This is a genomic window from Flavobacterium sp. YO12 (genome assembly GCF_004119495.1).
GTDB lineage: Bacteria > Bacteroidota > Bacteroidia > Flavobacteriales > Flavobacteriaceae > Flavobacterium.
In genome coordinates, this window is sequence record NZ_NRQU01000090.1 from 1 (window position 1) to 14,844 (window position 14,844).

A 14,844-nucleotide genomic window follows, 5' to 3' on the forward strand; every position below is an offset into this window, starting at 1 on the left:
TTCAAAAAAGAAGAAACTTACTATTGACAACACCGTTACTGATCTCGTTGATTTATCAAAAACCCCAAAAAAGGGAGTAAATTATATTGGATCAAAAGCTCAAAACATGGCATATTTGATAGCTGTTTCGAAAGAAATTCAATTTAAAACACCAGAAAATGCACATGCAATTCCGTTTTATTTTTATACAAAACACATTCAGAAAGAATCAATTTCACCATTAATAAATGACCTTTTAAATTCTTCAAAAAAAGATTCGACTGTTTGGGTAAACAAGCAATTGAAAAAAATTCGAGATGCCATTAAAAAAGAACCTGTCGACCCTGAATTAATAGCAAAATTAAATCTTGTTTTTAAAAATGCTCAATTCAAAAATTTCAGATTTCGTTCCTCAACTAATGCCGAAGATCTTGATGATTTTAATGGCGCAGGATTGTACGATTCTAAAACAGGAATTTTAGGCGACAGCATTAAAACTTTCGAAAAAGCTATTAAACAAGTCTGGGCAAGTGTTTGGAATGAAGCTTCCTATAACGAAAGAGAACTTTTTGGAATCGATCAGCATAATATTGCAATGGGAGTTTTAGTACACCGCTCTTTTCCTGATGAATTAGCCAATGGTGTTATCATTACAAAAAACATCTTTAGGGAAAACTTTCTAGGTATTACGGTCAATATCCAAAAAGGCGAAAACTCTGTTGTAAAACCCGAAAAAGGCGAAATCTGTGAGCAATTTGTTGCTTATCATTTTAATTCTGGAACTAATGATGACGATTTTGATATTGATTATACTTCGATTTCAAATTTAAACAATAACGAGCCTTTGCTGAGCCGAAAAGAAATGAGCAGGCTTTTTCTTGTGAGCAGTAAAATTGAAGAAAAAATGTATCGTTACTGGCGAAAAAACACCTATCATCCAGTTGATATCGAATTTAAAATTGTGGGAGAAAACAGAGATCTTTACATCAAACAGGTTAGACCGTTTAACGAATAATCAATAAAAAACCAACAGATCGATTTCGTTTGAAACGGTATTAACCAAAACAATTTTGAAATCGAAATCTTCAAGATTAATTTTTTCTTGAATTGCTTTTTTAATATTTCCATTCTCTAAAGAAAAATCACTTATCAACGGGATTTTTACATCTACAGTATTCAAATACTTTGAAGCTTTTTTATTGACTATCATCGAAGCTGCGATATAAAAACCGATTATTATAAGTTGAAAAAATAAAAGAATCTCTATTTTTTCGAAAGGATACATAATATCTAAAATCGAAAGTGTTATGGTAGCAAAAAGAAAAATTATTGCATTTACAGTAAAAGATTGTGTTCTAAATCTTAGAATAGAAAAAATGGCAAACAAGCCAAAACCAATTCCAACTCCAATTTCAATTTTAGTAAACAAATAACATAGTGAAAAAGTACAAAGTCCAACAATAACCATCAGTGGATTTATGGTTTCATTATCTTTTCTGTTAGAGAAAAAATACAAAAGCAGAATTGAAAAAAACAATAGTAAAAATCGTCCAACAAGTTCATTTAAATCCATTTACTTAAAGTATTAGTAAATCAAATTTAGAAAAAAGTTTGCTACAAATTTCTAATTTTAGATTAAACAAAAAAAGTCTGCCACGAATTACACCAATTTGCACAAATTTTCATTAAAAAAAAACTCGTGGAAAATAGCAGAATTCGTGGCAGAAAAATACGCTGCAATAAATACTTTATTCTTTTATTGGTTTTGAGTCTGCTTGATAACTACTTTTAGGATCACTCATATTAACTTCTTTCAATAGCTTTCCGTTGGTATAAAACTGCCACATTCCAGCTTTTTTACCATTTACAAACTTCCCTTTTGAAGCTACTGCTCCATCAGAATCATAAAAAACAGCATCTCCGTTATACAAATTATCTTTATAAGTTGTTTGTTCTAAAAGCTTTCCATTTTGCCCGTATTTTTTATAAACCCCATCTTTAGATCCATTCTTATAGGTCATTTCTTCGGCAATTTTCGAATCAGGATAATAAATTAATTTCATCCCTTCCAATTTTCCATTTTTGTAGTTTTCAAGCATCATAACTACTTTAGAAGCTTTATGATAATACTTCCATTCACCTTCATGCGCTTTTCCAACTTCCTTACCTTCGCTTACTTTATTTTTACTCTGATCAAAAAATGTAGTATACGAACTTCCATCATTTCCTGTAAAATCACGTGTTGCAATAACATCGCCTTTTTTGGTATCATCAAAAAATTTAAAAACACCTGTCTCTTTTCCGTGACTGAATGTTCCTTCATAACGAGGACGTTTAGATACTTCATAAACTCCTTTCCAAACTCCATCTTTCTTACCGCTTGCATCATTTTTATTAAAATCTTGTGCAGATAAAAAACAGGTGCTTAAGAAAAGTAATCCTACTATTATTTTTTTATAAATCATATTGTAATCAATTTTAAACTTTAACGAAAATGAGGTTCATAAAGTATAGCATAGATATAAAAAAATCTCGACTGAATCGAGATTTTTTTACTTTCTTATTCTTTTTATTCTGCGCTTTTGCTGCTTCTTGCTGCTCCATTACATCTTGAAGACGCTGCTGAAACTTACTTGGTTTCTTTGGCTCTCTCAATTTGTTTTCTTGAATTTGAGCATGAATTTTATCGCTGTCTACAATGTAGTTTTTAATTACAAACATGATTCCTATTGTAATTAAGTTAGAGATAAAGTTGTACAAACTTAAACCAGAACCGTAATTATTGAAGAAAATTAACATCATTAATGGCGAAACATAAATCATGATTTTCATCATTTTTGCCATGTCCGGCATACCTTCTTGCTGAGGCGCTGCCATTTGCTGATCTCCTGAAGTCATTTTCATGTAGAAGAAAATTGCAATTGCCGCCAAAATTGGAAACAAACTAATATGATCTCCGTACATCGGAATAGTAAAAGGCAATTTAGCTATAGCATCAAAAGATGATAAATCGTCTGCCCAAAGGAAACTTTTTTGTCTCAACTCAAATGCAGCAGGAAAGAACTGAAACGATGCATACATAAACGGAAGCTGAATCAATGCCGGGATACATCCTGCCATTGGGTTTACTCCTGCTTTATTGTAAAGCTTCATTGTTTCTTGTTGTTTCTTCATTGGGTCTTTTTTGAATTTTTCTCCCAACTCTGTAATCTCTGGACGTAAAACTTTCATTTTAGCCTGTGACAAGAATGACTTATAGGTAATTGGCGACATTGCCAATTTGATAATAATGGTAAACACTATAATCGCAATTCCTAATGACAATCCAATTGTTGAACTTAAAAATCCGAACAACGGAATAAAAATCCATTTGTTAATCCAACCGAAAATTCCCCATCCTAATGGAATAATTTTCTCGAAGTTTTTATCGTATGATTTTAATGTTTTATAATCTGATGGACCAAAATACAAACTCATTTTATAATCAACCTCTCCGTTTGAAAATGCTAAGGGTAAATTTGCTTTAAATTGTTTTGTAAAAACAGTATCGATCTTTTCATCTTTAACTAAGTCATCTGATTGCAACTTAGATGTTTCAAAAGGTTTTTCAGAAGATAAAATGGTAGTAAAGAAATGCTGTTTAAAAGCTACATAACTTAAATTCTCAGGATTCTCAATTTTTCCTTGACCTGTATGATTTACATAACTATACTTATCATCACCATATTTATAGTTTATCTCTGCATATCGATTTTCATAAGAAATACTCTTTTCATTTCGATATGTTTTCAAATCCCATTCTAAATTTAATGGTTTAGAAGAATTTAAAACTCTATTTAATCCTTGTGAACGAATATCAAAACCAACTAAATAATCGTTTGGTTTCAATACATATTTATATTCTAAGAATTCATTAGCTCCCGCTTTCAAACGCATCGATAAAACCTGATCTGCACCAATTCTCTCAAGTGTTGGTTCAAAATACAAATCTTTAGAATTTAATGTTCTGTTATCTGTAGTAAGAAGCTGTAAATTTAAATTTGAATTATTGTTTTTTATTAATTCAACTAATTGACCAGAACCTTTTTTAAGTCTTTCAAATTCTTTAAGCGTAGCTTCAACTATATAACCACCTTTATTAGCGATTTTAAGTTTGATCTTTTCGTTTTCAATTGTTGTAAAAGACTCTTTTGCAGAAGGAAGTGTAGCTGAATATGCGAAACCACCTAATGTTTTTTGCAATTGCGCTAATTGTAATGTATCACCAGGAGTTGATGCAACGGTTGATGCAACAGCAGTTTTTGCTTTATCGGCCTGAGCTTGAGCTTCTTGTTTAGCAACTAATTCTTTCTTGGCTTTCTCAGCAGCAATTTCTTTCTCAGAAGGCTGATTTTGATACATTATCCAAATCAAAATTCCGAATATCAATACAAAACCAATGATTGAATTAAGGTCTAATTTTTTTTCTTCCATTATAATTTAAAAAAGTTATTCGTTGAAGCTTATTAGTAATGAGTTTCACTCAAAAGTTACATCTCCTAGAATATTAATTATTATTTTTTATGCGCATTTACTGCAGCTGCCACAAAGTTTACGAAAATTGGATGTGGGTTTGCAACTGTACTCTTATATTCTGGATGGTATTGTACACCAATAAAGAATGGGTGATTTTCCAGCTCTACAATCTCTACTAATCCTGTATCCGGATTAACTCCAGAAGCTTTTAAACCTGCTTTTTGCAATTCATCAGCATATTTGTTATTGTACTCATAACGGTGACGGTGACGCTCTGAAATTGTTGTTTCACCATATATTTTATGTGCTAAAGTATTTGGTTTAATATCACATTTCCAAGCTCCAAGACGCATTGTACCACCTTTGTCCGTAACTGTTTTTTGCTCTTCCATTAAATTTACAACTGGATGAGCTGTTTTTTCGTTCATCTCTGTTGAGTTAGCATCTGCATAACCTAAAATATTTCTAGAATATTCGATAACAGACATCTGCATTCCTAAACAAATTCCGAAAAACGGAATGTTATTTTCACGTGCATAACGAACTGCTTCAATTTTTCCTTCAATACCTCTTTCTCCAAAACCTGGAGCAACTAAAACTCCATCAAGAGTTCCTAATTTCTCTTCTATATTATCAGCATTGATATGCTCTGAGTGAATAGAAATTACGTTTACTTTAGTTTCATTTGCAGCTCCTGCATGAATAAACGCCTCTAAAATAGATTTGTAACAATCCTGCATTTCTACATATTTTCCAATCAAACCAATATTAACGGTATGTTTTGGATTTTTTAATCTGCGTAAAAAAGTATTCCAGTTTTTTAAATCTGGAGACGCTTTTTTAGGTAAATCTAATTTTTTCAAAGCCACAACATCTAATCCTTCTTCAAGCATTAAATTTGGAACTTCGTATATTGTTGAAGCATCGATCGATTGAATTACTGCTTCTTTTTTAACATTGCAAAACAAAGCTAGTTTTTGACGTAATTCCTGAGACAATTCATGCTCTGTTCTACATACTAAAATATCAGCTTTAATACCGCTTTCCATCAATGTTTTCACAGAGTGCTGTGTTGGTTTTGTTTTCAACTCACCTGCAGCAGCCAAATAAGGAACTAATGTTAAATGAATAACAATTCCGTTATTTTCACCTAATTCCCAAACTAATTGACGAACAGATTCTATATAAGGTAAAGATTCAATATCACCTACAGTTCCACCAATTTCAGTAATAACAATATCGTAATCGCCAGATTTACCCAGCAATTGCATTCTGTCTTTGATTTCGTTTGTAATATGAGGAACAACTTGAACTGTTTTTCCTAAAAACTCTCCTCTTCTTTCTTTTTCAATTACCGAAAGATAAACTCTTCCTGTCGTTACGTTATTTGCCTGAGAAGTAGGAACATTCAAGAAACGTTCGTAGTGACCTAAATCTAAATCTGTTTCAGCTCCATCATCAGTTACATAACATTCTCCATGCTCATACGGATTCAAAGTACCTGGATCCACGTTAATATACGGGTCAAATTTTTGAATTGTTGTACGATATCCTCTTCCTTGTAACAATTTTGCTAAAGATGCCGCGATAATACCTTTTCCTAATGAAGAAGTCACACCTCCTGTAACAAAAATATATTTTGTTTGATTCATTCTGTTGTTGTTTGTATGTAGTTGTGTAAAAAACTTGGCAAAAGTACAAATTTAATTAGACAATTTATCAATTCGAGAATGAGATAATTTGCAAATTTTTAAACAGAACGATTACTTGGTTTTGTAATCGATAATTTTAACTTTTTATTAGAGATTTTTTTGAGGATTATCTCTAAAAAGACATTGTGTAGTTTATTTTCTAGAAAATTCGATTTTAATAAGGCTTGTTTTTGTTATGAAACGAATGTACTATTCTAAAAACTTAATGGAATAGCCCATTTTTCCCATAAATCTACATTTACACCTTTATTTTTAGCTGAAATATAGCTGGCCGAATTTTTAAAAACAGACATAACCTCATCTTTGATAGCTGAAACATCTTCCTGATTTCCTGTAACTTTAAGCACTTCTATATTTAAAGCATCAGCCTTAATATTTCAGATCAACATTCTGAGTTATGGCTTAGGATATTGCTTCTTAATATTACGTATCAGTTCTTCCAACCCGTTTAACTTCAATTCGTAAATAAGCTGTAATTGCTGCCCTAATTCTCCTTTTGGAAATCCTTTGTTATGATACCAAACCACATAATATTCAGGTAAATCTATTAAAAAACGACCTTCGTATTTTCCGAAAGGCATTTTGGTGTGGGCTAATTTTATGAGAAGTTTTTTGTCTTGTTCCATTTTTTTAAGAAGAAAGAAGCAAGAGAAGAGAATAAAGATTCATTCTCTTTCTTGCTTCTATTTTGTACAAAGCTATTATTATTTTTTATTATTCCACTACTCCCGACAACTATCGAGATAGAAGATTTAAAAAAATTTCGCCACGAATTCACGAATTATACTCAACTTAATTCGTGAATTCGTGGCGAATAAAAACTTAATCTTAGTTCCTCAGAACCTTAGTGCCTTAGCATCTTAGTAATGCCATCTCACAAATGCTTCCATAGCTGCATAAGTCGCCAAACCTAATTGGTGATACAAAGCCGCTGTTTCTGCATTTCTGTCTTCGGCTCTCTGCCAGAACTCTCTAGCATCTGTTCCTTGAAAAACAACTCCATCTTTTTGAGATTGGTGTTTAAAAATTCCGTGACGTTTTGCTAAAACTTGGTCTGGACTCATTGGCACGGCCATTTCAACCTCGTCAATTCCCCATTCCTGCCAAGCTCCGCGGTATAACCATAACCAACAGTCATCCATGAATGATTTTGGTTTTAAAGCCTTTACTGCTTCAAAAATAGCATCTAAACAAACTTTGTGTGTTCCGTGTGGATCTGCTAAATCTCCTGCTGCATAGATTTGGTGCGGTTTAATTTTTTCAATTAAATCCATTGTTAACTGAATATCTTCCTGCCCAATTGGTTTTTTTTCAATTGTTCCTGTTTCATAAAACGGAAGTTCCATGAAATGAATCTGCTCGTCTGGCAATCCAACAAAATGACTTGTTGCTCTCGCCTCACCTTTTCTGATCAATCCCTTAATGTAACGTACTTCAGGAATATCAATTTCACTATTCTTTTTATTCTCTAAGAATGTTTGTGCTTTTTTGTAGATGTTATCAGCCTCTTCGCTTTTGATTCCGAATTTTTCGTTGTAATCAATTACGAATCTAGCAAAACGCAGTGCTTCATCATCAGCAACAGCAATATTTCCAGAAGTTTGATATGCTACGTGTACTTCATGTCCTTGCTCTTGCAAACGCATGAAAGTTCCTCCCATACTAATGATATCATCATCTGGATGCGGGCTGAAAATCAAAACACGTTTTTTAGCAGGCTCTGCTCTTTCAGGACGATTTGCATCATCTGAATTTGGTTTTCCACCTGGCCAGCCTGTAATTGTATTTTGTAATTTATTAAAAATCTTAATATTAGTATCGTATGCTGGACCTGAATCAGCTAATAAATCGCTCATTCCGTTCTCGATATAATCAGCATCAGTAAGCATTAAAATTGGTTTTTTAAGATCTAATGCCAATCCTAAAACTGCTTTTCTTGTTAATTTATCTGTCCATTCAATTTTTTCAACAAGCCAAGGTTTGTTGATTCTTGTAAGTTTTGAAGAGGCTTCTTTATCTAAAATAAAAACGGCATTATTGTGTTCTTGCAAGAAAGAAGCTGGAACACGATTTGTAACTTCGTCTTCAACAGATCTTTTTACAATATTTGCTTTTCCTTCACCCCAAGCTAATAAGATAACTCTTTTGGCTTCCATAATTTTTTTAACTCCAAGTGTAATTGCAGTTCTTGGTGTATTGTTCAATCCAAAAAAGTCTTTACTTGCCGCTACTCTAGTAATATGATCTAAAGCTACTAAACGTGTTTTAGAGTTTTGAAGCGAACCTGATTCGTTAAAACCGATATGTCCGTTTCCTCCAATTCCTAAAATCTGTAAATCGATTCCGCCTAAAGCTTCAATTTTTGCTTCGTATTCGTGGCAATAGTCAGCAATTTGTTCTTTAGTTAAAAGTCCATCAGGAACATGGGCGTTCTCTGGTAAAATATCGACGTGATCAAAAAGTAATTCTTTCATAAAACGAACATAACTATTGATAGAATTTGGTTCCATCGGGTAATATTCATCTAAGTTGAAACTGATTACGTTTTTAAAACTCAAGCCTTCCTCTTTATGCAATCGAACTAGTTCAGCATAAAGTCCTTTTGGAGAAGAACCTGTTGCAAGACCTAGAATACAAGGTTGATTTTCTTTTTGTTTCGATTGAATTAAAGCTGCAATTTCTTGAGCAACTGCTTTTGAAGCTTCGTTCGAATTTTCAAAAACAACTGTGTTGATGTTTTCGAATCGCTTTTCGAAACCTGTTGCTTTGTCGATTTTACTTTTTAACATGATATAGTAGTTTATTTTAATTTCTCATTATTCACCAACTTCTATATTTATGACCTTTTACTGCATAAAAAAGAATCATTAAATAAGATGGCAGCAGCATTAAATAAGCAATTTGGTTTCCGCTTTTAGAAACCGCCTGCGTTCCATCTGCGATATTTGATGCGTTTATAGTTTCTGTAATCAGACCGTAAAACAAAGGAAAGATTGCACCGCCAATGATACCCATAATCAAAATGGCACTTCCTATTTTAGTATATCCGCCTAGATCTTCAAGTGCCATTGGCCAAATTGCAGGCCAGCAAAGTGCATTTGCCAAACCTAGTAATGCTACTAAAAGTATTACTACTGGCAAATTTGGAACTCCCGGCAATTGTACCATTATATTTGGCGAGATCAAAACGATTGCTAAAACCAAAATTATACCTAAAACTCCTGAAGCTTTTAAAGCAGTTACCTGAGAAAGGTATTTTGGGATTAGTGATATTCCTAAAATATATCCCACAACCATTGCCGACATTGTAAATGAAGTTAATTTTAAATAAAAATTCCCTTCATCACCATAAACTCCCAATTGTTTTCCGAAACCTCCGATAGAATCTCCGGCTAAAACTTCGGCTGCTAAATAAAGCATCAAAGTTACAACTCCTAATACTAATTGTGGGCGTTTGAATGCGTTTTTAATTTGCTTAAAAATACTCAAATTTGTTATATTTCCATCTTCATCAAGATCAATTTCTGGAAGCGGCGATAATTTTACCAATATCGCAAGAACAACAATAATCAACCCCATATAAATATACGGTGTCTGTAATTGCAAAGCTAAAGCATTTAAAGCGTTTGCTTTTGAAGCTGAATCCAACAGCGCAATTTTATCTGCAGTAAAGTCCTGCATGTTTGACAACACTAAAGCTGTTAATATAATTGGCGCAACAAATCCGGCAAGTTTATTAGCAATTCCTAAAACACTGATTCTTGCAGCCGCACTTTCTCTAGGTCCTATTACAACTACGTACGGGTTAGCTGCGGTTTGTAATATAGCCAAACCGGTTCCCATGATAAATAAAGCGATCAAAAACAATAAAAAAGTTCTGCTTTCTGCAGCTGGGTAAAACATAAATGCTCCAGCGGCTATGATAAGTAATCCTAATGAAATACCATTTTTATAACCTACTTTTTCGATTACCCAAGAGGATGGAACTGCCATTACAAAATAGGCAATGTAGAAAGCAAAAGTTACAAAATAGGCTTGAGAAGAGGTTAATTCGCAAGCTAATTCAAAAAACGGAATTAGTGGTCCGTTTAACCACGTTACAAATCCGAGAATAAAAAACAAAGCGGTCAGAATGACCATTGGAATAATTGCACTCCTTTTGTTTATTTGTATGGCGCTTTCAATGTTTGACATAATACTTTTGGGTTGATAGTTAATAGTTTTTTTTATTTTCAACCTAAATTTAGTACCAACACTCACAATCGGTATGCGTATTTTATGCATTTTTATGCATTTTTTTTGCATTGCAAAAGTAATCTAATATGTTGTATTCTGCCCTAAATTAGATATAAATTTTTTGTTAATTTTTATTCCCAATTCAAAACTGGGTAATACTTTTTAAGATATTCTTTTACTTCTGCAATATCTTCTTTTGCGGTTAAATCGGGAACATGTTCTGAAAATGGAATTCCTAATGTTGTTCCGGGGTTTTCTTTTACTGAGTTCAAAAGCACTGTAGGAAGCTCTTTTTCATCACGTTCTGGATTTACCGGACAATTTTTAAGATGCGTATACAAAGTACTTCCGTTAAATTTAAAAGCATTCATACTTACTCTTATTTTTCCATCAACGTCTTTATAATTTTCTAAATCGGCTGCTGTTGGTTTCTCTAGAATATCCAATAATTGATTATTCTCGTCTAATTTGGCGATTGCAAAACGCGAAATTCTTTCAAGCGGAAAATCGAGCGCATCACGATCGTAACTGATAAATGCGTTTGGACTATTTGTTTCTCTAAGTGCTCGCAAGGCTTCTGCTGAATATAAATTATCGCTGTTGCAAACGGAATATTCTTGCAGGTTTAATTCAGGAAACTGCATTACGGCTTGAAACAAAGCATCGGCAGTGCCAAATGGTTTTACTCTTCCTTCAGGAATATACTGTACAGCAAATGAAATATTGAGTCCATGAAAATCATTATCTACATTTTTACTTCCGTAAAACTCTTTAAACAACTCTCCCTGCTCTCCTATAATAATATAGATATTGGTATAACCTGCTTTTTTTGCATTTAATAAAAGATAATCTAATAAAGGCCTTCCACTTGAACCAACACCTATTAAACCTTTACTTCTTTCATTCGCTTGCGCTATTTCTTCGGGTGATAAATTGTCTAAAACTGCTTCTTTTTTCATACGGGATGATGCTCCACCCGCAAGAATAACTAAATTGTTGTGCATACTTATTTTTTAAATTTCAATATTTTCTATAGTTCTTACTCCCGGATCTACATTTACAGCATATGCCTCCTGTGCACCAGCGTCTAAAATAGCTTTGATTACTGAGTCTTCAATTTGCGGATCTGCAATTACCACAATACTTCCGCCGCCGCCAGAACCTACAATTTTAGCTCCGTAAGCACCTGCTCGCAAAGCTGCATTAATCATAGCATCAATTCGAGGAACTGTAATTTTTAATAGATCACGTAAAACTTCGTGATGCTGATTCATTAATTCTCCAATTTTTTTAAGATCTAAAACTGGTTTTTCAAACTCTTTTAAAGCTTCTTTTGTGAAGTGATAATTTTTAAGAGCAGCTTCAAAAAACGGAATTAAACGATCTGGCAGACAATTTCGATAGCGATCAAAATCTTCAATTTTTGAGGCATGCAGATCAAAATCCGGGAAATTTTGTTTGACAATACCTATAGACATCAATGCATTTCCTTTTATTTCTCCGATCAAACCAATTGTTTCTTTAGGAACTCCCGAAACTCCCGTGATTAAGCCTTTTAATCCTGTTCCAATAATTCTATAAGAAAAAGGTTGTTTTGTATTAATATACACGATGTTTCCTACTCCAATACTAAAATGATCCATCATTCCGCCCGGTTCTCCATGTTCTAAAACTTCAGATTCATATCCTAATTTCGACAGAAATTCAGGAGTCACTTCATGATCAATTCCAAAAGCATCGATTAAAAAACGAATCCAAGCCATCAATAAGGCTGACGAACTTGATGTTCCAGAGTTTATTGGAATATCGCCGGTAATTGTAATATTATAACCTGTGTTTGGCACACAACCGTATCTGCGCAGTACGCGCAGTGATGAAGCAAAATAATCACGAGGCTCTAGTTTCTCAAAAGCAGCGTTAATATCAATGGTTCTAACTTCATCAATGTCGATCATGTTTAGAACAAAAGTATTGGAGTTATTTTGTTCTGCGGTTAGTTTTATATTTCGATCTATTGCACAGGCAATAACAGGCAATCCTAAATAATCTTGATGATCTCCAAAGAGACATGTCCGACCTGGGGCTAATGAAGTAATTTTTTTCATTTAAAAAGAGTCATTAAATCATTATATAACAATAGTTTATAATGATTTCTTGGTTATGGATATTTTTTTGATTTTCAATTTTAACTCCACGAAACTATCGATTAATTTTTATAAAACAAGTAAAATTAAAAAAATGTGCTCGAACACACTTTAAAAATGTCCTCGAGCACACTAAATAATTATGAAGTGCTATTTTAAATAATCAAATCAAAGTTTCTATATTTGCTTATATGGATAAAAAGTACACAATTAAGGATATTGCAAAAATGGCAGGAGTTTCTAAAGGAACTGTTGACAGAGTCTTGCATAACAGAGGGAAGGTTTCTCCTACAGCACTTGACAAAATAAACGAGGTTTTGAATGTGATTAACTACGAACCTAACTTAATTGCTCGTAATTTAAAAAACAATAAGATTTATCGTATTTGTGTTTTACTGCCAGATCCGGAAATAGATCCGTACTGGCTGCCTTGTGTAAATGGTATTCAAGATGCAAAAACGGAGTTTAAGGCTTACAGCGTTATTATTGAAACGCACTATTTTAATCCAGAAAGTACTAAATCATTTTTAAGTACTAACGAAAAAATTATCAATCAATCGCCTGATGCTGTTTTAATAGCGCCTTTATTTCATAAAGAAACTCTTGAAATTATTAAACAATATGACGAATTGAATATTATGGTTAATACTTTTAATAATCAGGTTGAATCTTCTTCTATCAAGAGTTTTGTTGGACAAGATTTGTACAAAAGCGGTCGTGTTGCTGCCAGTTTAATGAATCTGATTTTACCAAAAGGTCAAATTGCAATTATACATATTGATGAAAGCCTTAAAAATGCAGTTCACATGCAGAAAAAGGAACAAGGTTTTAGAAATTATTTTGAAGAGAAAAATCTTTCTGATTTCAATTTAACGACTTTAAAATTAAAACACTCTAACATCGAGACTAAATTCACCGCTTTTTTAGAGGAGAATCCTAATTTGAGCGGTATTTTTATCACGACTTCTAAAGCGTATCAAATAGCTTCTCTATTGACTTCTGCAAAAGATAAAAAAATCGCAATTATTGGTTATGATTTAATTGAAAAGAATGTAAACTTCTTGAATCAAGGATTAGTTCATTTTTTAATTCATCAAAATCAAAAAAGACAAGCTTATTTAGGTGTCAGCACTTTGGTTGAACACTTTTTATTTAGAAAAGATATTCCTGAAACTATTTTACTGCCTATCGATATTATTAATGTCGAAAATGCTTCGTTTTACGCTTAATCCGTTTTGTTGCGAAGACACTACGTTTTTTTTTTGAAATCATATATACACTAAAAGTCTAATCTGCTAAATCTGCAAACCAAAAACGGCACGCAAATTTAGCAGATTAGATTTTTTTATTAAAGCCTTTGCCCCTCTGCCTCTTTGAACCTTTACTCCTAAAAAAACTATTTCATCAAAATAAATCTGCCAAAAGAAGAAGCAATGTGAAAATTAGGCGTTTCGGTATTTGGATTTACCCATGAAATCCAGGTTGGCTCGTATGCTCCATTTCCTGCTTTAGAAAATTTAGCTCGGTACACTCCGGTTTCAATTACGTTATTTTGAATCAAATCTAATTCTTCAAGTGATTTTATACTAATCTTACCTTCCACGGTAAAAGACTTTTCATCTTTTAAAGCTTTTAAGTGTAAATTATCTTTTGGCCAATTCCAATTAAAATCAAATTTTCTGTCTGGGTAAGCCTCAAAATCCATAGTTCTTGTTTCAGTATCCATTTCGAGACAATAATAAGGACTTAATTTCTCATCTTTTCTAAAAAAGAGCTCTACTCTATCTGAGTTTCCGATACTATCAATACTATCATCTTTTTTATCAATATAAACATCAGTATCAAAAACTCTAAAATTAAAAAAGAGATTTTCAAGATCCCAGCAAGCTCTAAATTCAATTTTAGAAATAGAATCACTTTTCCAAGGAGAACAAAAATCTGTCAAACAGTTTGCTTTTTCCCAGGTCTTAAAATCTAAAATTTCATCAGAATTTTGCTCTTGTTTCTCTACTAAAATTACTTGATATTCTTTCACAATTGTATTTCTTAAAATTTGTTAATTTTTTATTTTTTTTAAAAACCGAAAAATGACACAAAAAAAGGTCATTATTTTTTGCTTTTTTCGAGATCACTAAAGTAGTTTAAAATTCAAGAAAAAAACACAACTTAATAAAATAAAATTACATAAAATCATTTAAAAGCAATAAGAAAGCCTGATGAATTATCATTTGACCTATATTATCATTACGAATTTCATA

General features: G+C 32.6%; 13 protein-coding genes. 2 read left to right on the forward strand and 11 right to left on the reverse strand.

The features are described from left to right. The coding region (locus BOW55_RS19265; protein ID WP_241686625.1) for a PEP/pyruvate-binding domain-containing protein at nt 1–994 on the forward strand (994 nt) is incomplete at its 5' end. On the opposite strand, the gene BOW55_RS19270 is transcribed toward BOW55_RS19265, so the two are convergent. From BOW55_RS19270 to BOW55_RS19310, 10 genes are all read right to left on the reverse strand, one after another. Further along, nucleotides 995–1,552 carry a DUF4956 domain-containing protein gene (locus BOW55_RS19270; protein WP_129025940.1) on the reverse strand — a complete coding sequence of 186 codons (558 nt, stop codon included), beginning with the start codon at nt 1,550–1,552 and terminating at the stop codon, nt 995–997. A gap of 175 nt (nt 1,553–1,727) precedes the next feature. Continuing rightward, complete coding sequence (locus tag BOW55_RS19275; RefSeq protein WP_129025942.1) at nt 1,728–2,444, reverse strand: toxin-antitoxin system YwqK family antitoxin; 717 nt, start codon at nt 2,442–2,444, stop codon at nt 1,728–1,730. Between the two features lie 13 nt (nt 2,445–2,457). Continuing rightward, nucleotides 2,458–4,452 carry a membrane protein insertase YidC gene (yidC, locus tag BOW55_RS19280; protein ID WP_241686626.1) on the reverse strand — a complete coding sequence of 665 codons (1,995 nt, stop codon included), beginning with the start codon at nt 4,450–4,452 and terminating at the stop codon, nt 2,458–2,460. 80 nt (nt 4,453–4,532) lie between these two features. Further along, nucleotides 4,533–6,146, reverse strand: a complete 1,614-nt coding sequence (locus BOW55_RS19285; RefSeq protein ID WP_089055120.1) for a CTP synthase — start codon at nt 6,144–6,146, stop codon at nt 4,533–4,535. Nucleotides 6,147–6,400: 254 nt separating this feature from the next. Further along, on the reverse strand, nt 6,401–6,553 hold the full coding sequence (locus tag BOW55_RS20900) for a hypothetical protein (RefSeq protein ID WP_164975073.1): 153 nt from the start codon (nt 6,551–6,553) through the stop codon (nt 6,401–6,403). A 48-nt stretch (nt 6,554–6,601) separates the two neighbouring features. After that, entirely contained in the window at nt 6,602–6,832 is a 231-nt protein-coding gene (locus BOW55_RS19290) for a DUF3820 family protein (protein ID WP_057118843.1), read from the reverse strand. Between the two features lie 234 nt (nt 6,833–7,066). Then, nucleotides 7,067–8,995, reverse strand: a complete 1,929-nt coding sequence (gene nagB, locus BOW55_RS19295) for a glucosamine-6-phosphate deaminase (RefSeq protein ID WP_089055122.1) — start codon at nt 8,993–8,995, stop codon at nt 7,067–7,069. A gap of 31 nt (nt 8,996–9,026) precedes the next feature. Next, a complete protein-coding gene (locus tag BOW55_RS19300) occupies nt 9,027–10,400 on the reverse strand; it encodes a sugar MFS transporter (protein WP_129025944.1) in 1,374 nt (457 codons plus the stop codon). Between the two features lie 173 nt (nt 10,401–10,573). Further along, complete coding sequence (locus BOW55_RS19305) at nt 10,574–11,446, reverse strand: sugar phosphate nucleotidyltransferase (protein ID WP_089056566.1); 873 nt, start codon at nt 11,444–11,446, stop codon at nt 10,574–10,576. Nucleotides 11,447–11,455: 9 nt separating this feature from the next. Beyond that, a complete protein-coding gene (locus tag BOW55_RS19310; protein WP_129025946.1) occupies nt 11,456–12,547 on the reverse strand; it encodes a mevalonate kinase in 1,092 nt (363 codons plus the stop codon). Between the two features lie 230 nt (nt 12,548–12,777). Between BOW55_RS19310 and BOW55_RS19315 the strand changes: the two genes are divergently transcribed. Continuing rightward, nucleotides 12,778–13,815 carry a LacI family DNA-binding transcriptional regulator gene (locus BOW55_RS19315; protein ID WP_129025948.1) on the forward strand — a complete coding sequence of 346 codons (1,038 nt, stop codon included), beginning with the start codon at nt 12,778–12,780 and terminating at the stop codon, nt 13,813–13,815. 167 nt (nt 13,816–13,982) lie between these two features. Here BOW55_RS19315 and BOW55_RS19320 read toward each other — a convergent pair whose 3' ends face one another. Beyond that, nucleotides 13,983–14,621, reverse strand: a complete 639-nt coding sequence (locus BOW55_RS19320; RefSeq protein ID WP_129025949.1) for a sugar-binding protein — start codon at nt 14,619–14,621, stop codon at nt 13,983–13,985. Between the last annotated feature and the right edge of the window lie 223 nt (nt 14,622–14,844).